The organism is Actinopolymorpha sp. B17G11, assembly GCF_040196095.1.
Taxonomy (GTDB): domain Bacteria; phylum Actinomycetota; class Actinomycetes; order Propionibacteriales; family Actinopolymorphaceae; genus Thermasporomyces.
In genome coordinates, this window is the sequence record NZ_JBEFTW010000012.1 from 161,992 (window position 1) to 184,162 (window position 22,171).

A 22,171-nucleotide genomic window follows, 5' to 3' on the forward strand; every position below is an offset into this window, starting at 1 on the left:
CCTTGCGAAGGTCCACAGGCATGGGCAGCGTGGTCATTTACAGCACCGCCGGCGTGCCAGCTGCCGCGTCTCGCCCTATGACCGGCCGGCGACCCACTTCGCGGCGTTGCGGATGATCTTGCGTACGTCATCCCGGTAGTAGGTGGGGTTCTCCTCGTGCCCGGGCCGGAAGTAGAAGACCCGACCCGCGCCGACCGTGTACGCACAACCGGACCGGAACTCGTGCCCGCCCGGGAACGTCGAGTGGAACACCACCGTGTCCGGCTTGCCGCAGCCGAACTCCTCGTCGTACATCTCCTCCGGGTCGATCGAGAAGTCGCTGATCCCCTCGGCCACCGGGTGGTCAGGTGCCAACACCTTGATCTCCTCGGGACCCGCCTCGTGCTTGACGCCACCGATCCGGCCGTCATCACCGATCAGCCGGGTGAATGGCTTCGCCATATGCGAGGAGTGCAGCGCGAGGAAGCCCATGCCGCGCTCCTTCACGTGCCGCTCGATCCGGTCGACGGTCTCGTTGCGGACGGCGTTGTGGAGCATGTGACCCCACCACGCGAGGACGTCGGTCTCGGCGAGAGCTTCCTCTGGCACGCCCTGGCCGGGGTCGACAAGTTCGGCAGTACGCACGTCGAACGCGTTCGGCTCCTGCCGCAGGCCGTCGGCGACCGCGCCGTTGATGTCGTACGGATACATCTCCTTGGGAGCGGTGTGCTCCGACCAGACGAGGACGCGGATCTTTCCTTGTTCGCTCATGTTTCCTCCAGGCGGCGAGGGGGTTGGTTGACTCGGGTCGGCCGCAGGGTCAGGGCAGCCGAACGGTCAGGGGCAGCCGAACGGTCACGGCAAAGCTCGGGTTCAAGGGCTCAGGTTCCGGGCAGGACTCGACTTCCAGACAAGGCTCGGGTTCAGGGCTGTGGACTGCGCGAGCAGAACGCACGGACAGGGTTGGGGTCGATCTCACCGAGGAACTCCTCGGAGTCACAGGTCGGTGCGTACCCGAGGTCGGCGACGGCACCGGAGGTGTCCCACTCCCGGCGGGTGTTGGCCGACACGCCGTGGTAGACCCCGAAGCGGATGTCGTCAGCCTCGATCGCGCGGCCGACCAGCTGCCGCAGGTCCGGCGTCCCGAGCCAGAAGGCCATCGCACCCACCGAACCCGGGCGCCGCTGGACGCCCCCGAATCGAAGGCAGATGACCGACAGCCCGGTCCGGTAGCTGCAAGCGCGGCCCAGTGCTTCCGCGAACGCCTTGGTCGCGCCGTACGCACAGCACGGCCATGGCGGCCACTCCTCCTTGACCGGGTGCCGCTCCTGTTGCACGTAACCGCCCATCGCGTGCACGGAACTCGCGAGGATCACCCTTCGTACGTCGGCCCGCTGTGCGGCCTCGAGGACGCTGACCAGCGCTTCGACGTTCGGGGAACGGAGCGAGTCCCAGGTGGCGTTGGGGTGCGGGTTGGCCGCGAGGTGCAGCACCGTGTCGACACCTTCGACGACCTCGGCCGCGAACGAGCGGTCGGCCAGGTCCCCGCCCCGCACCTCCGGGGGCAACGCCTCCGCACCATCGACGTCACCGTCCCCCACCCCACGGCTGACGTCGCCCGTGGCCGCACCACCGTCGGGGTCCGCCGCCGCGCTGCCGACACCTCCGCCCATTGCTACGGCGCCGTCTCCCCCGGAACCGCCTGGCTGGACGTCGCCCGGCTTGACCAGGTCGACGAGCCGGAGGGAGTACGCCCGGAGTCCGGGTATCAGGAGCCTGGCGACGTGACCGGAGCCCCCGGTGAGCAGCACTGTCCGCTGGGTCATGCGATTGGGTGCCCTGCCGTTCGTGTGAGGGAGCACGGGCTGAGTCCGCGCCTCCAGCCGGCGTACGAAAGGTCTCCGATGACCATGTGTGCGGAGACCTTTGTATCCCAGCCAGCGGACTGCCTTCGAGCCGATTTCGGTGTCTGGACCGGCTTGCCCGATCCTGGACTCGGTCGGATAGTTTCGAAGTTGGCTACACGGGAGAGTTGACAGTTCACCCAATGTCACGCGATCCGGTACGAAGTCGGACACTCGAGTCTCGTCACCCCGGATTCCCGCTCGAATGATTGTGGAAAACCTGTGGATAACGACTGTCGGCGTCGAGGTGCGGGTCGGACCCGGCGTGCGGGATTACGGCGGCTGCCGGTACGGTTGACCTACGAACAGATGAGACCGTGAGCCCGAGGGTGCACGCCGGTGTTTCACACTGTGCCGTGTTGCCCCGGTTTATGTTGTGCGAGGGGGTCGACCCATGGGGCGCGGCCGTGCCAAGGCCAAGCAGACGAAGGTCGCCCGGGAGCTGAAGTACCGCACCCACGACACCGACCTCGAAGCGCTGCAACGAGAACTGTCGAGTCGTGAGGACGGCAAGAACGGCAACGTTCACGCCGAGCAGGATGACCCCGACGGCGAGCTTGACGACGGGGCCGACGAGGACGATCGCATCGCACGTCGCCGCTGACGCGGTCGAACGCGGTCACCTCCGCCCGTAGCTTCCCTCCAGACGCGCGGAGCCCTCACCTGCGAGCACTCTTCCGGCAACCCAGGCGTGGATGCCGCGGTCAACGAGCAGGTCGACCGCGGCATCGACGTCGGCGGATTCCACCAGGGCGAGCATGCCCACACCCATGTTGAAGGTGCGCTCGAGTTCGTCTGACGCCACGCCACCCCACTCACCGAGCAGGGTGCAGATCCGGGGCGGCGACCAGCTCGACCGGTCGAGCACCAGGTCCAGGTTGTTCGGGAGTACCCGGGCCGCGTTCGCGGCCAACCCGCCACCGGTGATGTGGGCCATCGCATGGACGTCGTACGCCTCAGCGAGGGCGAGACAGTCCTTCGCGTAGACCTTGGTCGGCTCGAGCAGCTCCTCGCCGAGCGTCCGACCGAGCTCGTCGACGTGACCGTCGAGCCGCCGGCCGGCGACCGCGAGGACCTTGCGTACGAGTGAGTAGCCGTTGGCGTGCAGGCCCGACGACGCCATCGCGATCACCACGTCACCGGCTCGGACCCGGTCCGGGCCGAGCACCGCATCGGCCTCGACGACGCCGGTCGAGGCGCCGGCCACGTCGTACTCCGCGGGCTCCAACAGGCCAGGGTGCTCCGCGACCTCGCCGCCCACCAGCGCGCAACCGGCGACGACGCACGCCTCGGCGATGCCCTTGACGATCGTCGCGATGCGTTCGGGCACAACCGAGCCACACGCGATGTAGTCGGTGAGGAAGAGCGGCTCCGCGCCACAGACCACGAGGTCGTCGACCACCATGCCCACCAGGTCGAAGCCGATCGTGTCGTGCTTGTCGAGGGCTTGGGCGATCGCGACCTTCGTACCCACCCCGTCGGTGGATGTCGCGAGCAGCGGGTGGCGGTAGTCGCGCAGGGCGGACGCGTCAAACAGCCCGGCGAAGCCGCCGATGCCACCCACCACCTCGGGACGGCGGGTCTTCTCGATCCAGTCCCGCATGAGGTCGACCGCTCGGTCGGCCGCCTCGATGTCGACGCCCGCGTCGGCGTACGAGAGGCCACGGTCTGTGCCTGCTGGGGCACCGGATCCACTCATGGCGACGTCCTCTCTCTCCCACGCGGGTTCGGATGAGGGGCACCCTCGGCCGGTAGGTTCACGTCAGGGGTCCCCTCACCCAAGGCCGGTTCGGATCAGGCGCACCCTCGACCAACAGGTTCACCTCACCCACACCCTCAGCCAACAGGTTCACCGGCCGCTGACCGCGACCTCGAGCTGGTGCTTGCCGAGGCGCGCGCCGTCGGGGATGGCGACCGGGTAGACCCCGTCGAAGCAGGCCCGGCACAGCTGGTTGGCCGGCTGCCCGCTCGCCGCGACCAGCGCGTCGAGATCGATGAAGCCGAGCGAGTCGGCCCCGATCGCCCGGCAGATCTCGTCGACGGCCATGTCGGCGGCGATGAGCTCGGTCGCCGACGCGAAGTCGATGCCGTAGAAGCACGGCCATTTCACCGGCGGACTCGAGATGCGGACGTGGACCTCGCGGGCACCGGCATCGCGGAGCATGCGTACCAGCGCGCTCTGGGTGTTGCCGCGCACGATCGAGTCGTCGACCATCACGAGGCGCTTGCCCTCGATGACCTCGCGGAGCGGGTTGTACTTCAGCCGGATGCCGAGCTGGCGGATGGTCTGGCTGGGCTGGATGAACGTCCGCCCGACGTAGCTGTTCTTGACCAGGCCGTGGCCGTAGGGGATGCCGCTCTCCTCGGCGTAGCCGATCGCCGCGGGCGTCGCGGACTCCGGCACCGGGATCACCAGGTCGGCGTCGACCGGGTAGTCCCGCGCCAGGTGGCGGCCGACCTCGACCCGGCTCTCCTGGACCGAGCGACCGGCGATCCTGGCGTCAGGGCGGGCGAGGTAGACGTACTCGAACAGGCAGCCCTTCGGCTCGGCCGCGGCGAACTTCTTCGACCGGATGCCGGTGCCGTCGATCGCCACCACCTCACCGGGCTCGACCTCCCGGACGAACGACGCACCCACGATGTCGAGTGCGGAGTTCTCACTGGCGACCACCCAGCCGGTGTCGAGTGCTCCGATGACCAGCGGGTGGATGCCCTGCGGGTCGCGAGCGGCGTACAGGGTGGACTCGTTCATGAAGACCAGGCAGTACGCACCACGCAGAGCGGGGAACACCTCGGCCGCCGCGTCGAGCAGCGGCCGGTCCGCGTAGCTGGCCAGCAGGTTGGTGATCAGCCCCGTGTCGGTCGTGGACCGCTCGTCACCGATCGGCGCCGCCAACAAGCTGGTCTCGGCCGCGCGCTTGGCGGCGAGCTCCACCAGGTCGCCCGAGTTGGTGAGATTGCCGTTGTGCGCCAGCGCGAGGCCGCCGGCCGCGGTGGACCGGAACGTCGGCTGGGCGTTCTCCCAGACGCTGGACCCGGTGGTGGAGTAGCGACAGTGACCGACCGCGATGTGGCCGGTGAGGGACTCGAGGATGGCCTCGTCGAAGACCTGGGAAACCAGGCCCATGTCCTTGTAGACGAGCACCTGGCGGCCGTTGCTCACCGCGATCCCGGCCGATTCCTGGCCGCGGTGCTGCAAGGCGTAGAGACCGAAATAGGTAAGCTTCGCGACCTCCTCCCCCTCGGCCCACACCCCGAAGACGCCGCAGGCGTCCTTGGGTCGGTGGTCGTCGGGATCGAGGAGGCGGGGGCGGGCCCCGGCAAGCTCCGGGTTTGCCCGGGGGACCCCCGGATCCCCCGAGGGATGTTGGGGGCTGGAAACGCCACTGTGGGAATGCGATCCATCGCCACTCACCGGCACGTTGTCGAGTCTAACCAGACGCCTTGGCCGGGGCCCACGTCGCGGTCGGCGAAACGCCGGGTGAGGTCTGAGTCATCCGCTTTGCCCCGCACTCCCGCACTCCCGCACTCGCGGCAATCCAGGCGCCGGTGTCGTAAGCCCACCCGCCGATTCCGGCAAATGACCACGTTGAGCATGTCTGTGGAACCCCAACCAGGCGTACATGCGTGCTCCGCTTACCGCAGGCATGCTCAACGTGGTCATTCATCTTGGCGATCCCGGGGCGTGCACATACACCAGACCAGCGCACCAGAAGGGCCGAAAGGTCCGCCGGTACGGTGACGCCATGTCCGACCTCTTTCCGAGCACGGCTCGGAGCCTGCTGCACCGGATCGCCAGGGAGCAGGCCGAGGCCCGCGCGCCGGCGCTGATGGCCGGTGTGGTCCGCGATGGGGCGCTCGTCTGGACCGGCTCCCGTGGCCGCGTGGACGACACCGTGCCCAGCAGCGACACCCAGTCCCGGATCGGGTCGATCACCAAGACGTTCACTGCCGTGCTCGTCGCCCGCCTCCGGGACGAGGGACGCCTGGACTTCGCCGATCCGCTCGAACGCCACATCACGGGCACGCCGCTCGGCGACCGGACGATCGCCCAGTTGCTGTCGCACACGTCCGGTGCCCAGGCCGAGCGCGACGGCCCCTGGTGGGAGCGGACGCCCGGCGACGACTGGCCAGCGCTGTCGTCGACGTTCGACGCGCACACGGTGAAGCATCCGGGCAGCCGGAGGTACCACTACTCCAACCTGGGCTTCGCCATCCTCGGCGAGGTCGTCGCGCGGCACCGGGGACGGTCCTGGTGGGATGCCCTCCGCGGCGAGATCCTCGAACCACTGGAGTTACGTCGTACGACATATCTCCCGGAGGCACCACATGCCGAGGGATACGCGGTCCATCCCTGGGCGGATCTGGTCCTGCCCGAGCCCGCCCACGACGCCGGCGCCATGGCCCCGGCCGGACAGCTCTGGTCGACCATTGGTGATCTGGCCAGATGGGCGGCCTTCATCGGCGGCGACACGGGCGGCGTGCTGAGCCCGGCCACCCTCGCCGAGCTCCGCGACCCCGTGATCCTCGAGCGGGCACCGGAATGGACGAACGGTTACGGCCTCGGCCTGCGGGTCCTGCGCCAGAACGGCCGGACCATGGTGGGCCATCAGGGCTCCATGCCGGGCTTTCTTGCCGACCTGCTCATCGACGTCGACGAGCAGGTCGGCGCCATCACGTTGGCGAACACGACGAGCGGCGTGGGCGGGGTTGCCACGGATCTCGTCGGGATCGTCCTCGACGCCGAACCGCGGCTGCCGGCGGAGTGGGCGCCGGTGGACGCGCTGGACGATTCCGTCCTGGAGATCGTCGGGCAGTGGTACTGGGGTCCCGCGGCTTTCGTCCTGCGGGCGCGCGGCAGAGAGCTTCTCGAGCTCACCCGGATGTCCGGCGGCGAGCGGGTGCGGTTCCGCTCGAACGGCGACGGCACCTGGATCGGACTCGACGGCTACTACGCCGGCGAGACACTACGGGTCGTACGGGAGGGCGCGGAGCGAGGCGGCAGCACTCGCGGCGGCCCGGGAGACTGCCGGGTCAGTCATCTCGACCTCGCGACGTTCACCTTCACGCGGGAGCCGTACGACCCTGAGGCGCCGGTGCCGGGCGGGGTCGATCCGGCTGGCTGGTCAGGCCTCGACCGGCCGGCCAGCGACGCCTGACCACCGCCAGACCGAACGCCTGACCCGCAGCCTTCCGCCGGACGTGAACCCGGCGAAGGTCATCGCTGCCTGGCCCCGGGCACGAGCCGGTCCTGGCGGGTGAGGGTGGTTCGGGCCCGCAGGCACATCGCCGCGACGGCATCGGCCTGCCGGCGAACGTCCTCCTCACCAGAGCTCGCGGCCGCCTGCGGTTCGGCGAACGCCCCCAGCGCGCTCATGAGAATGCTCCGGTCAGGGTGCGGGAGGGTACCCTCCAAATCGGCCATTTCGTCGGCACGGTCCTGGGAGCGGGCGTAGCGTGCGAGGATCGCCGTGCCGGCCAGGGCGAGTGCCTGGAGCCCGGCCTGGCCCAGGGCGATCGGATCGATCTCAGTCAGCGGGGCGAGACTCGGTTCGTGAGTCTTATTCGAATACATGTTCGAACTCTAGCAGCCCGTACTCCCCCTCGCTACGTACCAGCGAGGCGACACTCACCACGTTCTGACGCCCGATCACCTGCGGGAGGCGACAACGATGGCGACGAGACCGACCGCGCGGACCCTCATGCCGCGGGCCGCCAGGCTCTTCGGCGATCGGGTGCACGGCGTACCCGCTGATCTGTGGAAGGCACGCACCCCCTGCACCGAATGGTCGGTCCACGACCTGGTCAACCACGTGGTCGCCGAACACCTGTGGGCACCGCACCTGCTCCGCGGCGAGACCATCAGCGACGTCGGCGACCGATACGACGGGGACGTGATCGGCGACGAGCCAGCCACGCGCTGGGCGGCCGCGATCGACGACTCGCTCGCGGCGTGGGCAGGGGCTTCCGACGACCTGTCAGTGCACCTCTCGATGGGCGACGCGCCCGTCGCGGAGTACGCGAACCAGATGCTCATGGACCTCACCGTCCACGCCTGGGATCTCGCCCAGGCAGCCGGTCTGCCGGACCGGCTCGACCCGGACGTGGTTGAGTACGTATGGGAGTACGCCGAGCAGGTCGTGCCCCAGTGGCAGGGCACAAGCATCTTCGCGCCCCCGGTCAAGGTCGCGGGGAACGACCGGCAGGACCAGCTGATCGGCCTCACCGGCCGCCATCCGTAGGCCAGCGACCGGACACGGCGGCGGGCGCGGCAGGAGCGAGGGGTCCGGACGCCGGACCCGGTGGGAGACGTCGGCGATGCGTGCGTTGGTGAAGGCGAAGGCCGAGCCCGGGCTGTGGCTGGAGGAGATCCCTGACCCGGCGCCGGCAGCCGGTGAGGTCCTCATCCGGATCCTGCAGACCGGGATCTGCGGCACCGACCTGCACATCGTCTCGTGGGACGACTGGGCCCGCGCCCACGTACCCGTCCCGCTCGTCATCGGCCACGAGTTCGTCGGCAGGATCGTCGAGCTGGGCGCCGGCGTCACCGAGCTCGAGGTCGGCGACGTCGTGAGCGGCGAGGGCCACCTGGTGTGCGGGCGCTGCCGCAACTGCATGGCCGGGCGCAGGCACCTGTGCGCGCACACGCAGGGAGTCGGACTGTCCCGGTCCGGTGCGTTCGCCGACTACCTCACGCTGCCGGCGACCAACGTGTGGCGGCACCCGGCCGACATCAACCTCGACGCGGCGACGATCTTCGATCCGTTCGGGAACGCGGTCCACACGGCGCTCACGTTTCCGGTGCTGAGCGAGGACGTGCTGATCACCGGCGCCGGACCGATCGGGATCATGGCGGCGGCCGTCGTACGCCACGCCGGAGCGCGGTTCGTCGTCATCACCGACGTCAACGACTACCGGCTGGAGCTCGCCGGCCGGGTCGGTGTCACCCGCGCCCTCAACGTCGGGCGTACGACCTTGGCCGAGGCGCAGCACGAGCTCGGCATGAAGGAAGGTTTCGACATCGGCCTCGAGATGTCCGGCCACCCGACCGCGCTGCCCGCCATGGTCGACGCGATGGCACACGGCGGTCGGATCGCGATGCTCGGGATCCCGGCGGAGTCGGACCGGATCAGCATCGACTGGAGTCGGGTGGTGTTGTCGATGCTGACGATCAAGGGAATCTACGGCCGGCAGATGATGGAGACGTGGTACGCGATGTCGGTGCTCGTCTCGGAGGGCCTCGACATCACGCCGGTGATCACGCACCGGTTCCCGGCCGCCGACTACGAAGCGGCGTTCGCCACCGTGCGGGAAGGCCAGTGCGGCAAGGTACTCCTGGACTGGGACCAGAATCCGCCCGAGCATGCTGCCTGAGGGTGCCCCTCAACCCGACCGGGTTCGCATGAGCGCACCCCCTTGACCCGACCGGGTTCCCATGAGCGCACCCCCTTGACCCGACCGGGTTCGCATCAGGGCGCCCCTCATCCCATAGGTTCGTAACAGGGGCAACCTCATCCCATCGGGATTCGCCTCTGGGCGTCCCCCATCCCACGAGGGCACACACCACCCTCGTCCGGCACAGGTCGAAGGGAACGACGTGTACGGCAAGATCCGCGACCACCTCCGCGACACCCTCGACGAGATCCGTACCGCGGGTCTCTACAAAGCCGAGCGCCCTCTCACCACTCCACAGAGCGCGACGGTGGGCGTTGCCGGCGGCCGCGAGGTGCTGAACCTCTGCGCCAACAACTACCTCGGCCTCGCCGACCATCCAGAGCTCATCGCGGCCGCGAAGGCCGGGCTCGACGAGTGGGGCTTCGGGATGGCGTCGGTGCGGTTCATCTGCGGTACGCAGGAGCTGCACAAACGCCTCGAACGCCGGATCTCGGACTTCCTCGGCACCGAGGACACGATCCTCTACAGCTCGTGCTTCGACGCCAACACCGGCCTCTTCGAGACCCTGCTGGGGCCTGAGGACGCGATCATCTCCGACGCGCTCAACCACGCGAGCATCATCGACGGCGTACGCCTGTGCAAGGCGCGGCGCTTTCGCTACAAGAACGCCGACATGGCCGACCTCGAGGTCCAACTGAAGGCCGCGGCCGATGCGCGGTTCCGGCTGATCGCCACCGACGGGGTCTTCTCGATGGACGGCTACCTCGCACCGCTCGCCGACATCTGCGACCTCGCCGAGCGACATGACGCGCTCGTCATGGTCGACGACTCGCACGCGGTGGGGTTCGTGGGCGCGCACGGCCGGGGTACGCCGGAGCTGCACGGCGTCGTCGACCGGATCGACATCCTCACCGGCACCCTCGGCAAGGCACTGGGCGGGGCGAGTGGCGGCTACACCTCCGCCCGCGCCGAGATCGTGGAGGTGCTGCGGCAGCGGTCGCGTCCGTACCTGTTCTCCAACTCGCTCGCGCCGTCGATCGCGGCCGCGTCGATCCGGGCGCTCGACCTCCTCGACTCCTCTGACGAGCTGCGCGAGCGCCTGCGCGACAACACTGCGTACTTCCGCGCGCGGATGGTCGAGCTGGGCTTCGACGTGCTCCCGGGCGAGCATCCGATCATCCCGGTCATGTTCGGCGACGCCGTCCTGGCGGGGCGGATGGCCGCTGCGCTGCTCGAGCTCGGAATCTACGTGACCGCGTTCTCCTACCCGGTGGTGCCGCACGGCACGGCGCGCATTCGTACGCAGATGTCGGCGGCCCACAGCCGCGACGACCTTGACCGCGCCGCCACCGCCTTCGCGGCGGCACGCGAGAAGGTCGCCACCTCCCCCTCCCCGTGATCCTCCCCGTGATCATGACCGTGATCATGACCGTGATCATGAACCGAATGGGTCGGCGACATGGGCCCGGTGATCATGAAGGCAAACGGGTCCGTGAAGGGAAACGGGGCCATCTGACCTCTGCGGCTTCATGACCACGATCATGATCACCGGAAGTGGTGAGGGCGGTCCTGTGCTTGCCGTTTCAGTGAACCATCAGACGAGCGCGCTCAGCGCCGGGATCGTCAGGTGGCGCTGACGATCATTCCGGCGCCTACGGTGACGTTGGTGGCCTCGTCGATCAGGATGAACCCGCCGGTCCACCGGTTGCGGCGGTACTCGTCGACGAACAGCGGCTGCGCCACGCGAAGATCGATCCGGCCGATCTCGTTGAGCCCGAGCTGGCCGGCCGTCTCGTCGCGGTGCAGGGTGTTGACGTCGAGCCGGTAGTGCAGGCCCTTCACGATCGCCTTGGCCGTGCGCGTGGTGTGCTTGACGAGGATCCGCTGACCTGGCTGCAGGGGCTTGTCGACCATCCAGCTCACCATCGCGTCGACGTTCTGGGCGGCGTGCGGTGCGTTGTGCGGCCGGCAGATCATGTCGCCCCGCGAGATGTCGAGGTTGTCGGCAAGCTGCACGGTCACCGACATCGGAGGGTACGCCTCGTCGATCGGTCCGTCCGCGGTGTCGATGTGGGTCACTCGGGACGTCAGCCCCGACGGCAGCGCCATCACCTCGTCACCCGGCTTGAGCACACCGCCGACGATCTGACCGGCGTAACCGCGGTAGTCGTGGTAGTCGTTGGAGTGTGGCCGGATGACGTACTGCACCGGCATGCGGACGTCGACCAGGTTGCGGTCGCTCGCGACGTGGACGTTCTCGAGATGGTGCAGCAACGACGGACCGTCGTACCACGGCATGCTGGGTGACCGGTCGACTACGTTGTCGCCTTCCAGCGCGGAGATCGGGATGACCTCGAGGTCCGGGATGTTCAGCTTGGTGGCGAAGCCGACGAAGTCCTCGTGGATCCGGTCGAACACCGCCTTGTCGTAGCCCACCAGGTCCATCTTGTTGACACACAGCACCAGGTGCGGCACCCGCAGCAACGACACCAGGAACGCATGCCGCCGGGTCTGCTCGACCAGGCCGTTGCGGGCGTCGACCAGCACCAGGGCGAGATCGGCGTTGGACGCACCGGTGACCATGTTGCGGGTGTACTGGATGTGGCCCGGCGTGTCGGCGATGATGAACTTCCGCCGCGGCGTCGCGAAGTAGCGGTAGGCCACGTCGATCGTGATGCCCTGCTCCCGCTCGGCCCGCAGACCGTCGGTGAGGAGCGCGAGGTTGGTGTACTCGAAGCCCTTGTCGCGGCTCGTACGTTCGACCGCTTCGAGCTGGTCTTCGAAGATCGCCTTCGAGTCGTACAGCAGCCGGCCGATCAGCGTGCTCTTGCCGTCGTCGACGCTGCCGGCCGTGGCAAACCGCAGCAGATCCATCAGAAGTAACCCTCCCGCTTACGGTCTTCCATCGCGGCCTCGGAGAACTTGTCGTCGGCCCGGGTCGCTCCACGTTCGGTGACCCGGCTGGTGGCGACCTCGGCGATGATCTCCTCGATCGTGCTTGCCGTGGACACCACCGCGCCCGTGCAGGAGATGTCGCCGACAGTGCGGTAACGCACCGTCTGCTCGGTCAGCTCCTCGCCCTCCCGGCGAGGTACGAACTCCGACTCGGCGAGCAACATGCCGTCGCGCAGGAACACCTTCCGCCGGTGCGCGTAGTAGATCGACGGGATCTCCATGCCCTCGTCGGCGGTGTACTGCCAGATATCGAGCTCGGTCCAGTTGGACAGGGGGAACGCGCGGATCGACTCGCCGGTGTGGAGCCGGCCGTTGTAGAGGTTCCACAGCTCGGGCCGTTGGTTCTTGGGGTCCCACTGACCGAACTCGTCGCGGAACGAAAAGACCCGCTCCTTCGCTCGCGCCTTCTCCTCGTCACGGCGACCGCCACCAAGCAGCGCGTCGAACCGGTGCTCCTCGACCATCTCGAGGATCACCGGGGTCTGCAGCCGGTTTCGGGTCTCGCCCGGGCGCTCCCAGATCCGCCCCTCGTCGATCGCCTTCTGGACCGACCCCACGATCAGTCGCACGCCCAACTCCTCGACGCGCCGGTCGCGGAAATCCAGCACCTCGGGGAAGTTGTGCCCGGTGTCGATGTGCAAAAGCGGGAATGGAATCCGCGCCGGCCAGAACGCCTTCTCGGCGAGCCGGAGCATGACACAGGAGTCCTTGCCACCGGAGAAGAACAACGCTGGTCGCTCGAACTCGGCCGCGACCTCACGGAGGATGTGGATCGACTCGGCCTCGAGCGCCTGCAGGTGTGACAATCGGTAATCGACGGACATGAACTCCACCAGCCGTGGCATCGGGACGGGACGGACGCCCTGCGATGCTACCTGGGCCCTCCAGCGGCGGTCCGGTGCCTCTCCGCATCACGGACGCGGGAGCGGATACCCCAGCTGAGCCGGTCACTAGGCTGGCCGGTCATGACGCTGTACATCGTCGGTGCGGGGGGATTCGGTCGCGAAACCTACGACGCGGTGCTCGCGGCGCGTGATCATGCCGACCGTGGCGCCGAGCGCGATCACGAGGGACGCGGGTACGACCGTGGTCACGCTGCCCCCGTGGTGTTCTGTGATCATTCCCGCGCCGGTGAGCGAATCCGTGGGCTCCCGGTGATCCATCCGGACGACGCAGATCCGGATTCCGACCCGGCGGACGATACGGGCGCTGGCTTCGTCGTGGCCATCGCGGATCCGGCCGTACGAATGCGACTTTCCGCCGAGTTCGCCGCCCGAGGGTTCACGCCACGCACCGTCGTACATCCGCGCGCGGTCATCGGTCCGGAGACGACGGTCGGTGCCGGGTCGGTGATCCTGGCCCTCGCCCACGTCTCGTCGTCCTGCGTTCTCGGCCGCCACACGCAGGTCAACTACACCGCGTCAGTCGGCCACGACGCCGCCCTCGAGGACTTCGCGACGGTCTTCCCTGGAGCGAACGTCGCCGGTGCCGTCCGACTCGGCAAAGGCGTCACGATTGGCTCGAACGCGTGCGTACTCCAGGGTCTCGAGGTCGGATCGGGTGCCTACGTCGGCGCTGGTGCGGTGGTGACCCGTTCCGTCACGGCCGGGACGACCGTGGTCGGGGTGCCCGCCCGGCCGCTCACCAGGTCAGCGGCCGCGCCCCCCGGCTGACGGAGCCACGCGGTATTGAAGGAGGTCCCTCGTGGTCGAGGACCTTGCCTGGTCAGCAGGCGCGGAGGAGCTTGCGACCCTCGGCGTCGAGGAGGAGTTCGTCGGTCAGCGCTTCGGCGCGTTCCTCGTCCAGGTCGGACATGAGCGCCCGCTGGTCGGCGACGGCACCCTCTCGCGCGAAGACGACCCGGATCGTCCGCACGATGATCACCGCGTCGAGCCAGAGCGACCAGCGGTCGACGTACTCCACGTCGAGGCTGAGCCGGGTGCCCCATCCCACCGTGTTGCGACCGGCGATCTGCGCCAGTCCGGTGATGCCCGGCCGGACGTCGAACCGGCGGCGCTCGGTGGCGGTGTACCACGTGTCGTACTTCGGCAACAGCGGCCGCGGGCCGACAACGCTCATGTCCCCGCGCAGAACGTTGATGAGCTGCGGAATCTCGTCGAGGCTCAGCCGGCGCAGGAGCCGCCCGAGCCTGGTCAGGCGGCGGTGGTCGGGCAGGAGTTCCCCGCGGGCGTCCCGGCGGTCGGTCATCGTACGGAACTTCAGGACGCGGAACTGCCGGCCGCCCATGCCCGTGCGGCGCTGGCGGAAGAGGACCGGCCCGCCGAGGCGCCACCGGATCAGGAGTGCGACGGCCGCCATGACCGGAGCGAGGGCGAGGAGGCCGACGAGGGCGAGGACGACATCGATGCCGCGCTTGAGAGTGCGTCCTGGCTGAAGTCTCACCGCTCACCCCGTGTACATCTCGTCCTCACTGGAACGAACGAGCCGTCATCGGCGGGGTTACGTCGTGGGCGGGGTCCCGACACCAGCGCGCTGTGAGTGGCGGCGGCGCCACCTCGCCCCGGCCTTGGCCGGCTGACTCCTCCGTCATGCGCTGCGCGTCCGGGCATCGCTGTCCCCCATTTCACCGAACCCCATCCACCGCGCCGGGTCATGTGTGACGCGGCCGGCGGGTCGGATCGCCCGTCGCCCGCGTGCGGACGACCGACGGTACGACTCCGACCCGCCGGGTGAGCCCAGGAACGCAGGACCAGGCCAGGTCCAGGGACGTCAGACCGCCTGCGATCCAGACCACGTACCGCCTGCCGCCCATATCCGGGCAGACTGACGATCCAAGTACATCACTCCCGAGCCGGACATTGCGTTGCGTGGGTGTGGATAAGTCGCAGGCGTACCGGCAATTTCCCGCATTGTGGACTCCCGGGTTGGAAAGCCCGCAAGCGCTCGCGCAGAATGCGCAGGTCGGCCGCGGGGGCCGCAACCGGCACCACAACCAGGTACCCGGAGACCAGGTACCCGAACAGAACAGCGGCTCCCGGAATCACAGCCCCGCGACACGCACCTTCACGCTGCTCACGCATCGCTGATCCACTCGCGTCGACCGATCTGGCTGTCCTCACACGCCTGTGTGCCTGACAGTCGGGATTTCGGCGAGCCGTTCACGCCTGATGTCCCGACCCGGAGGAGAGCTTGTGAGGCTGTTTGCCGTCGAAATCCCGAGGCCTGACCGTCTTTTTCGCAAACGGCCGTCCTGGAAGTCCGTCGCCGTCTATGTCGGTGCCGCGGCACTCACCGCCGGGCTCGCCATCCCGACCTTCAGCGTCGACCGGAGCGGCGTTGATCATGCCGCGGACCAGGGTGGGATCACCGTCACCGGAGACAGCCAGGCAGGCGAAGAGGGGGTCGGCTCGGACTCCGAGAGCGGCGTGTCCGCCAGCGGGGATGGCGGCGATCCGGACGCCGCGGCCGGCGCCGGCGTGCGCGAGCAGGACGGCGCCGACATCTCCCAGCCAGACGACGGGACCAGTGACTCCCACGACGGACACCGGGGCGACGCAGGCGGGAGCGACGCAGGCGAACGCGATGGCGGCACGGTCACCGGCCAGGCCGAGGTCGACCAGAAAGCCCTGACCCAGCAGGAAGGGTCCCGCGCCGGCCGCGGCGACCGAACCGACCGGGGCACGAACGGACGGAGGGCCGGACGCGGCGACGAGAGCGCCCTCGCGGCCGAGCGCAACGGCCACCAGGTGAACATGAACGGCTGGATCCGGGTCCGTGGGATCGACATCTCGAGCTTTCAACCCAATATGGACTGGGACTACTGGTGGCGCCAGGGCATGCGCTTCTCCTCCATCAAGGCCACCGAGGGCACGCACTTCATCAGCGACACCTTCGACGAACAGTGGGAAGGCGCAGGCCGGGTCGGAATGCTGCGTACCGCCTATCACTTCGCGCTTCCTGACGGCCCGAGTGGCGCCGCACAGGCGAAATTCTTCGTCGCGAACGGGGGCGGCGGAAAGGCAGATGGTCGAACACTGCCAGGCGTTCTCGACATCGAATTCGGTGAAGCCGTCGGACGGCCGACGTGCTACAACCTCTCGCCCGAGGAAATCGTCGCCTGGACCGACGACTTCCTCACGACGTACGAGAAACTCACCGGACGCAAGGCGATCATCTACACCAACGGCAACTGGTGGCGCGACTGCACCGGTGACTCCCAGGCGTTCAGCGACCATCCGCTGTGGCTCGCGAGCTACAACCCTCGTCCGGGCAAGGCCCCGGGTGGCTGGGAACGCCACACGATCTGGCAGTACACCGACACCCCGCTCGACAAGAACTACTTCAAGGGTTCGTGGGCGGAACTGAAGGAGCTCGCCCGCAGGTGAGGGGTTCCGGCGGCCTCACGCGCGTGCGTGGTGCGCTGGGGCCGCCGGACCTTGCACACGGGCAGGCAGGCCATCGGGCAGGCAGGCCATCGGCAGGCAGGCCATCGGCAGACGGGCCATCGGAAGACGGGCCAGCAGGCAGGTGGAAACTTGCTGCCAGCTGACTGTCTGGCTCGATGATCTCTCCTTAGCATCCGTACCGGCGCCGGTGACGCGGGCCGTTAACGTCCGGTGCGGTGCCACTCGGTACGCCTGCCACCGAAGGAGACTTCATGGCCGCACCTCGCGACACCGAACCTCGCGACACGGCACCTCGCGACACCGAACCTCGCGACACCGCACCTCGCGACACGGCACCTCGCCATCGGACGCGCCAGCGTCTCGCCGCCCTCGCCGTCGCCACGACCGCTGTCACCCTGAGCCTCTCCTCGCCCTCGCTGGCCGCGATGGCGCCCTACTCCGACGGGCTACTGACCACCTCGGGCCCGCGGGTCGTCCTCGCATCCACCGCCCGCGCCGCGCCCACGACAGCCACCGCATCCACGGCACCCGCCACATCCACGACACCCACGACATCCGCACGCGCGGCCGGCGTCGACCGGTTGGGTGGGGCCTACATGGGATGGAGCGCCCACCAGGACAAGCCGGTGGCCGCGCCGTCCCGCGCGATCCGGGCCGCCGCCACGCAGACCCCCGGCATCGACGTCGCGAGCCACCAGGGCAACGTCGACTGGGCGTACTGGTGGGGGCAGGGCAAGAAGTTCGCCTACGCCAAGGCGACCGAGGGCACCTACTACACCAATCCGTACTTCGCCCAGCAGTACAACGGGTCCTACAACATCGGGATGATCCGCGGCGCTTACCACTTCGCGCGGCCGGACACCACGAGCGGCGCCACCCAGGCCAACTACTTCGTCGACCACGGCGGCGGCTGGTCAGGTGACGGCAAGACCCTTCCTGGTGCGCTCGACATCGAGTACAACCCTTACGGCGCCACGTGTTACGGGCTCTCCCAGAGCGCGATGGTGAGCTGGATCCGCAGCTTCACCAACCAGTACAAGGCGCGGACCGGTCGCGACGCGGTGATCTACACGACGACGGACTGGTGGACGCAGTGCACGGGCAACAACGCGTCCTTCGGCTCGACGAACCCGTTGTGGATCGCGCGGTACGCCAGCACGCCCGGCACACTGCCCGCCGGATGGGGTACGCGGACGATCTGGCAGTACACCAGCAGCCCGCTGGACCAGAACTACTTCAACGGTGCGTACGACCGGCTCCAGGCGCTCGCCAACGGCTGAGCTGACTCTCGGCTGCAGGGCCACGGCAACGCGTGTGTCCCCGCACCTGGCCGTGGCTATGCGACGCCGATGGTGCGGTGCAGCACCCCGGCCTCGCGCCACCGTGTCGCATCGGTGAGCGCCCGGCCGTCGACGAGTGCGCGAATGCCAGGCAGGTCCGCCGGGCCGAGACCGCGGTAGTCGGCGTGGTCGGCCTGCACGATGGCGGCGTCGACCGGCTCGCCCAGGTGGTACGCCGTGAACCCGAGCCCGGTCAACTCGTCGTCGGCGTACAACGGATCGTGCACCACGACGTCGGCCCCCGCCGCCCGCAGTGCGTGGACGGTCGGGAAGACACCGGAGAACGCCGTCTCCTTCACTCCACCGCGGTACGCCGCACCCAGCACCACGACGCGGGCACCCGCGAGATCGCCGTAGGACTGTGCCAGCAACCCCACGGCGTAGGCGGGCATCTCGGAGTTGGCGTCGCGGGCGGCCCGCACCACGGTGGCGGACGGGTCGTTCCAGAGGTAGAGCCGTGGATACACCGGGATGCAGTGCCCGCCGACGGCGATGCCGGGCCGGTGGATATGGCTGTACGGCTGGGAGTTCGAGGCGTCGATGACCGCGTGGATGTCGATGCCGTGCTCGCCTGCGTACCGCGCGAACTGGTTCGCCAACCCGATGTTGACATCGCGGTAGGTGGTCTCGGCGAGCTTCGCCAGCTCCGCAGCCTCGGCCGACCCGAGGTCCCAGACACCGTTGGGCCGCGGAAGATCCGGCCGGTCGTCGAAGTCGAGGACCGCGGCGTAGAGCGCCCGCGCCCGGTCAGCCGCCACCGGGTCGAGCCCGCCGATCAGCTTGGGATAGCGCCGCAGGTCGGCGAACACCCGGCCGGTCAGCACCCGCTCGGGTGAGAACGCGACCCAGAAATCGGTGCCACACGTCAGCCCCGAGCGCTGCTCGAGCGCGGGCTTCCAGCGGGTACGCGTCGTGCCGACCGGCAGCGTCGTCTCATAGATCACCGTGGTGCCGCGGGTGAGGTGCGCCCCGATGTCGCCGGTCGCGGCGTCCATCCAGCCGAAGTCGGGTACGCCCTCGGCGTCGACGAAGAGGGGGACGACGACCACGACATGCGAAGCGTCGGGGATCGCCGCCGCGTAGTCGGTGGTCGCGCGCAGGCGTCCGTCGGCGACGACCTGCTTCAGGCGTACGTCGAGATCGGCTTCGCCGGGGAACGGCTCGGTGCCGGAACCGACCAGCTCCACCACGCGCGGGTTGACGTCGACCCCGATGACGCGGTGGCCCTTGCCCGCGTACTGGACCGCAAGGGGCAGGCCGATCTTGCCCAGCCCGACGACGGCGATCGTCAACGGATCGGTGACATTCACGAGAAGCCGGCCTCCGTGGCGTTGTGGCAGGACATGCGCCAGCGCTCGCTAGAGTAACGTGCCGAGCGTCCGGATCCGGACGAACGAAGGGTCGGGCGCGGTCGGATGCGAGGCGGTCCCGGTCGGAAAGCGCTGCGAACTACGGACGGATCCGCCCTGCCAGCGCGAGGAGAGTCACCCTAGCGCGAGGAGAATCACCGTGAAGGTCATCAGCGTGGTCGGAGCACGTCCGCAGTTCGTGAAGCTGGCCCCCGTGGCGGCGGCGTTCGCCCGGACCGCTCTCGAGCACGTGATCATCCACACCGGCCAGCACTACGACGCGCGGATGTCGGAGGTGTTCTTCGCCGATCTGGCCATCCCGGCGCCGGACGTCCATCTGGGGATCGGATCGGGTACGCACGGCGTGCAGACCGGCGCGATGCTGGCCGCGCTCGACCCGGTGCTCACAGAGGTGTCGGCCGACTGGGTGCTCGTCTACGGCGACACGAACTCGACCGTCGCCGCCGCGCTCGCCGCGGTCAAGCAGCAACGACGGGTGGCGCACCTCGAGGCGGGGCTGCGCTCGTTCAACCGCGCCATGCCCGAGGAGCACAACCGTGTCCTGACCGACCACGCCGCCGACCTGCTGCTGGCGCCGACCGAGCTCGCGATGGGTCACCTGGCCCGCGAAGGACTCGCCGAGCGGTCGCTCCTCGTCGGCGACGTGATGACCGACGTGTGCCTGAAGGTACGCGCGAGCGTGGCTGAGCTGCCCCTGCCGGACGAGCTGCCGGCGGCGGTCGCGGAGTCGTCGGTCGGTTTCGTCGTCGCGACGGTCCACCGGGCGGAGAACACCGACGACCCGGTCCGGCTGGCCGCGGTGCTCGACGCCCTCGCGGGACTCGACGTGCCGGTGGCGCTCCTCGCCCACCCCCGGCTGGAGGCACGGTGCCAGGCGTACGGCCTCGTGCTGCGGCGGGGCGCGCTGCACCCGCTGGCACCACTCGCTTATCCCGACATGGTGCGTGCCCTGCTCGGCGCCCGCGGCGTCGTCACCGACTCCGGCGGCCTGCAGAAGGAGGCGTACCTCCTGGGGACCCCGTGCACGACGCTGCGGACCGAGACCGAATGGGTCGAGACGCTCGCCGGCGGCTGGAATGTCCTCGACCCGGGGCTCACGAAGGTCAAGGAGCTGGCGGACCGGGACAAGCCGGCGTCGGACAGAGGCACCCCCTACGGCGACGGCCACGCCGCCGAACGGGTCGTGGACGTGCTCGCCGAGGCTTAGAACCTCGTCCGCTGCGGTCGGCGGGGTAGGCGGGGTAGGCGGGGTAGGCGGGGTAGGCGGGGTAGGCGGGGTCGCGGAAGCCTGGCTGACCAGGCCAGTCGCCCGAAAACAGGCATCAACGCCTTGCCCCGGTACCTCCAGCCTGGCCGACCAGGACACTCACCTGGCCCGATGCCACCGGCCCAAGCTCGGCGTTAGGAAAGCCTGGCTGACTAGGCAAGTGGCATCTTCGGGCGCTTTCCCTGGCGCCTCGCCGCTCACTCGCCCACAGCCGCGCCGCTCGGTCAGAGCGTGGTGCCGAGGGTCAGGCAGGGACGCGGGCGGGCTGCCTGGGCCCATGACTCGATCCGGGTGAGGAACTCCCGCGCGGTGTCCGGCCAGTGGTATCCCACCCGGGCGGCCTGGTGGCCGCGCAGACCCATGGAGGTACGCAGGGCGGCGTCGCGGTGCAGCCGCAACACCGCCGCAGCGGTCGCCTCCGGGTCGTCGAAGGGGACGACGACCCCGCACTTGTGCACCTGCATCAGCGACACCGCCGCCGGCAGCGGGGTGGTCACGACGGGTACGCCGTGGGCCATGTACTCGAGCACCTTCGTCGGCATCGAGTGCCGGTAGTTGGGCAGGTCCTGCAGCAGCGAGAGCCCGCACATGGCACCGTCGAGGAACGCCATCGCCTTGTCGTTGGGGACGAACCCGTGCCACCGGAGCCAGCCGTTGTCCTGCGCGGCCCGGAGGGCTCCGCGGGAATGGCCATCGGCATGCCCCACGACGTCGACGGTGAGCCCGCTCCCGGCGAGGTGGCGAGCCGTCTCGACCATGACGTCGACCCCGCGGGCGGCGGCAAGGTGGCCGACGTACACCACCCGGTCGTCGCCGGCGGTCGAGACGTTCTCCGGTACGTACGTCGTGTTGGGGACGACGGGATGGATCTGGCGGAAGCGGTTGCGGTAGCCCTCCTCGGCGAGGATCAGCCGCAGGCTCCGTTCGGCGCGGTCCTCGACCATCCGGACGCCCATCCGCGCGAGCGGTCGGAGCAGTCCTGGCAGCCAGCGCTTCGCGATCAGGGCGGCGCTGGTGTCCTCGTGCACGTCCCAGACCACGGCTCCGGGAATGTCCAGCCCGGGCAGTACCAGCAACAGCTCAGGATCGTGAAGCAGGACGACGTCGACCTCATGTCCATGCGTACGCAGCATCCGGCGCGCCGCTCGTAGTGCCTCGCCCCTGGCGCGACCCACCGCCCGCGGCAGGTCGATGGCCGTGAACTCCGGCCACGGCTCGGTGTTGCACGCGGAGAACGGTGCGGCGTAGGTGACCGAGTAGCCGGCGTCGAGCATGGCCCTGATCTGCCGGTGGAGGATCCGCGCGTCCTGCGGGTGATGCACCACCGTGCACACCAGCACGCGCAGTGTCGCCCCGCCCGTCGGTGACCTTCGCCCGGCGGAACCCACCCCCAGCCCGGGCATCGTCAGAGCACCTCGGCTGTCCCGTCGCTGACGCCCCGGGTGTCGAAGAGTAGTCGGGCCGCTCGGAGTGTTTTGGGGTCGTAGGCGGTGTGGGCTTGGAGCAGGAGGGTGACGTCGGCGGTGTGGAGGGCTTGGTCGAGGTCTTCCACTCGGGGCACTTCGGTGTCGTCGAGGATCCAGTGGTCGACGTA

Annotated in this window: 19 protein-coding genes and 1 pseudogene; 9 read left to right on the plus strand and 11 right to left on the minus strand. The window is 69.1% G+C overall.

Annotation, left to right across the window (positions count from 1 at the left end):
• Nucleotides 1–75 precede the first annotated feature (75 nt).
• A complete protein-coding gene (locus tag ABN028_RS15250) occupies nucleotides 76–750 on the minus strand; it encodes a ThuA domain-containing protein (RefSeq protein WP_349331981.1) in 675 nt (224 codons plus the stop codon).
• A gap of 152 nt (nucleotides 751–902) precedes the next feature.
• Complete coding sequence (locus ABN028_RS15255) at nucleotides 903–1,805, minus strand: NAD-dependent epimerase/dehydratase family protein (protein ID WP_349697029.1); 903 nt, start codon at nucleotides 1,803–1,805, stop codon at nucleotides 903–905.
• A gap of 472 nt (nucleotides 1,806–2,277) precedes the next feature.
• On the opposite strand from ABN028_RS15255, the gene ABN028_RS15260 reads away from it, so the two are divergent.
• Nucleotides 2,278–2,487 carry a DUF3073 domain-containing protein gene (locus ABN028_RS15260; RefSeq protein ID WP_349331979.1) on the plus strand — a complete coding sequence of 70 codons (210 nt, stop codon included), beginning with the start codon at nucleotides 2,278–2,280 and terminating at the stop codon, nucleotides 2,485–2,487.
• A gap of 15 nt (nucleotides 2,488–2,502) precedes the next feature.
• Here ABN028_RS15260 and purM read toward each other — a convergent pair whose 3' ends face one another.
• Nucleotides 2,503–3,582, minus strand: coding sequence for a phosphoribosylformylglycinamidine cyclo-ligase (gene purM, locus ABN028_RS15265; RefSeq protein ID WP_349331978.1), 1,080 nt, complete (start codon nucleotides 3,580–3,582; stop codon nucleotides 2,503–2,505).
• 150 nt (nucleotides 3,583–3,732) lie between these two features.
• The gene (purF, locus tag ABN028_RS15270; protein ID WP_349697030.1) at nucleotides 3,733–5,304 is read right to left on the minus strand and encodes an amidophosphoribosyltransferase; all 1,572 of its coding nucleotides are present in this window, start codon (nucleotides 5,302–5,304) and stop codon (nucleotides 3,733–3,735) included.
• Between the two features lie 325 nt (nucleotides 5,305–5,629).
• On the opposite strand from purF, the gene ABN028_RS15275 reads away from it, so the two are divergent.
• Nucleotides 5,630–7,042 (plus strand): serine hydrolase domain-containing protein, encoded by a 1,413-nt coding sequence (locus ABN028_RS15275; RefSeq protein WP_349697031.1) that lies wholly within the window; start codon nucleotides 5,630–5,632, stop codon nucleotides 7,040–7,042.
• A gap of 59 nt (nucleotides 7,043–7,101) precedes the next feature.
• Here ABN028_RS15275 and ABN028_RS15280 read toward each other — a convergent pair whose 3' ends face one another.
• Nucleotides 7,102–7,458, minus strand: coding sequence for a hypothetical protein (locus ABN028_RS15280; RefSeq protein ID WP_349697032.1), 357 nt, complete (start codon nucleotides 7,456–7,458; stop codon nucleotides 7,102–7,104).
• 97 nt (nucleotides 7,459–7,555) lie between these two features.
• Here ABN028_RS15280 and ABN028_RS15285 point away from each other — a divergent pair, with 97 nt between their 5' ends.
• The 3 genes from ABN028_RS15285 (at nucleotide 7,556) to ABN028_RS15295 (ending at nucleotide 10,677) form a co-directional block, all read left to right on the plus strand.
• Nucleotides 7,556–8,125, plus strand: coding sequence for a TIGR03086 family metal-binding protein (locus ABN028_RS15285; RefSeq protein WP_349697033.1), 570 nt, complete (start codon nucleotides 7,556–7,558; stop codon nucleotides 8,123–8,125).
• Between the two features lie 76 nt (nucleotides 8,126–8,201).
• A complete protein-coding gene (gene tdh, locus ABN028_RS15290; protein WP_349331973.1) occupies nucleotides 8,202–9,257 on the plus strand; it encodes an L-threonine 3-dehydrogenase in 1,056 nt (351 codons plus the stop codon).
• A gap of 235 nt (nucleotides 9,258–9,492) precedes the next feature.
• Nucleotides 9,493–10,677: a glycine C-acetyltransferase gene (locus ABN028_RS15295; RefSeq protein WP_502879184.1), complete on the plus strand. Its 1,185-nt coding sequence runs from the start codon at nucleotides 9,493–9,495 to the stop codon at nucleotides 10,675–10,677.
• Nucleotides 10,678–10,901: 224 nt separating this feature from the next.
• Here the strand turns inward: ABN028_RS15295 and ABN028_RS15300 are convergent, their stop codons facing one another.
• Together ABN028_RS15300 and cysD are read right to left on the minus strand one after the other, a co-directional pair.
• The gene (locus ABN028_RS15300; RefSeq protein ID WP_349331971.1) at nucleotides 10,902–12,152 is read right to left on the minus strand and encodes a sulfate adenylyltransferase subunit 1; all 1,251 of its coding nucleotides are present in this window, start codon (nucleotides 12,150–12,152) and stop codon (nucleotides 10,902–10,904) included.
• Nucleotides 12,152–13,057: a sulfate adenylyltransferase subunit CysD gene (gene cysD, locus ABN028_RS15305; protein WP_349697035.1), complete on the minus strand. Its 906-nt coding sequence runs from the start codon at nucleotides 13,055–13,057 to the stop codon at nucleotides 12,152–12,154. Before cysD ends, ABN028_RS15300 begins: the two co-directional genes overlap by 1 nt.
• A 141-nt stretch (nucleotides 13,058–13,198) precedes the next feature.
• Here cysD and ABN028_RS15310 point away from each other — a divergent pair, with 141 nt between their 5' ends.
• Entirely contained in the window at nucleotides 13,199–13,906 is a 708-nt protein-coding gene (locus tag ABN028_RS15310) for an acetyltransferase (protein ID WP_349697036.1), read from the plus strand.
• 52 nt (nucleotides 13,907–13,958) lie between these two features.
• Here the strand turns inward: ABN028_RS15310 and ABN028_RS15315 are convergent, their stop codons facing one another.
• Nucleotides 13,959–14,636, minus strand: coding sequence for a sugar transferase (locus ABN028_RS15315; protein ID WP_349697037.1), 678 nt, complete (start codon nucleotides 14,634–14,636; stop codon nucleotides 13,959–13,961).
• Between the two features lie 749 nt (nucleotides 14,637–15,385).
• Here ABN028_RS15315 and ABN028_RS15320 point away from each other — a divergent pair.
• Complete coding sequence (locus ABN028_RS15320; protein WP_349697038.1) at nucleotides 15,386–16,579, plus strand: GH25 family lysozyme; 1,194 nt, start codon at nucleotides 15,386–15,388, stop codon at nucleotides 16,577–16,579.
• 272 nt (nucleotides 16,580–16,851) lie between these two features.
• On the plus strand, nucleotides 16,852–17,880 hold the full coding sequence (locus tag ABN028_RS15325; RefSeq protein ID WP_349697039.1) for a lysozyme: 1,029 nt from the start codon (nucleotides 16,852–16,854) through the stop codon (nucleotides 17,878–17,880).
• A gap of 56 nt (nucleotides 17,881–17,936) precedes the next feature.
• On the opposite strand, the gene ABN028_RS15330 is transcribed toward ABN028_RS15325, so the two are convergent.
• Nucleotides 17,937–19,232: a nucleotide sugar dehydrogenase gene (locus ABN028_RS15330; RefSeq protein ID WP_349697042.1), complete on the minus strand. Its 1,296-nt coding sequence runs from the start codon at nucleotides 19,230–19,232 to the stop codon at nucleotides 17,937–17,939.
• Between the two features lie 217 nt (nucleotides 19,233–19,449).
• Between ABN028_RS15330 and wecB the strand changes: the two genes are divergently transcribed.
• Nucleotides 19,450–20,517, plus strand: coding sequence for a non-hydrolyzing UDP-N-acetylglucosamine 2-epimerase (wecB, locus tag ABN028_RS15335; protein ID WP_349697040.1), 1,068 nt, complete (start codon nucleotides 19,450–19,452; stop codon nucleotides 20,515–20,517).
• A 284-nt stretch (nucleotides 20,518–20,801) separates the two neighbouring features.
• Here the strand turns inward: wecB and ABN028_RS15340 are convergent, their stop codons facing one another.
• Together ABN028_RS15340 and ABN028_RS15345 are read right to left on the minus strand one after the other, a co-directional pair.
• A complete protein-coding gene (locus ABN028_RS15340) occupies nucleotides 20,802–21,980 on the minus strand; it encodes a glycosyltransferase (protein ID WP_349331964.1) in 1,179 nt (392 codons plus the stop codon).
• A gap of 2 nt (nucleotides 21,981–21,982) precedes the next feature.
• Nucleotides 21,983–22,171: pseudogene (locus ABN028_RS15345) on the minus strand (nucleotide sugar dehydrogenase); the annotation flags it as partial.

Excerpts from the sequence above, each read along its gene's own strand:
- ABN028_RS15250 (WP_349331981.1), bottom strand. The coding sequence starts at position 750 with ATGAGCGAACAAGGAAAGATCCGCGTCCTCGTCTGGTCGGAGCACACC.
- ABN028_RS15255 (WP_349697029.1), bottom strand. The coding sequence starts at position 1,805 with ATGACCCAGCGGACAGTGCTGCTCACCGGGGGCTCCGGTCACGTCGCC.
- ABN028_RS15260 (WP_349331979.1), top strand. The coding sequence starts at position 2,278 with ATGGGGCGCGGCCGTGCCAAGGCCAAGCAGACGAAGGTCGCCCGGGAG.
- purM (WP_349331978.1), bottom strand. The coding sequence starts at position 3,582 with ATGAGTGGATCCGGTGCCCCAGCAGGCACAGACCGTGGCCTCTCGTAC.
- ABN028_RS15275 (WP_349697031.1), top strand. The coding sequence starts at position 5,630 with ATGTCCGACCTCTTTCCGAGCACGGCTCGGAGCCTGCTGCACCGGATC.
- ABN028_RS15280 (WP_349697032.1), bottom strand. The coding sequence starts at position 7,458 with ATGTATTCGAATAAGACTCACGAACCGAGTCTCGCCCCGCTGACTGAG.
- ABN028_RS15285 (WP_349697033.1), top strand. The coding sequence starts at position 7,556 with ATGGCGACGAGACCGACCGCGCGGACCCTCATGCCGCGGGCCGCCAGG.
- tdh (WP_349331973.1), top strand. The coding sequence starts at position 8,202 with ATGCGTGCGTTGGTGAAGGCGAAGGCCGAGCCCGGGCTGTGGCTGGAG.
- ABN028_RS15300 (WP_349331971.1), bottom strand. The coding sequence starts at position 12,152 with ATGGATCTGCTGCGGTTTGCCACGGCCGGCAGCGTCGACGACGGCAAG.
- cysD (WP_349697035.1), bottom strand. The coding sequence starts at position 13,057 with ATGTCCGTCGATTACCGATTGTCACACCTGCAGGCGCTCGAGGCCGAG.
- ABN028_RS15310 (WP_349697036.1), top strand. The coding sequence starts at position 13,199 with ATGACGCTGTACATCGTCGGTGCGGGGGGATTCGGTCGCGAAACCTAC.
- ABN028_RS15325 (WP_349697039.1), top strand. The coding sequence starts at position 16,852 with ATGGCCGCACCTCGCGACACCGAACCTCGCGACACGGCACCTCGCGAC.
- ABN028_RS15340 (WP_349331964.1), bottom strand. The coding sequence starts at position 21,980 with ATGCCCGGGCTGGGGGTGGGTTCCGCCGGGCGAAGGTCACCGACGGGC.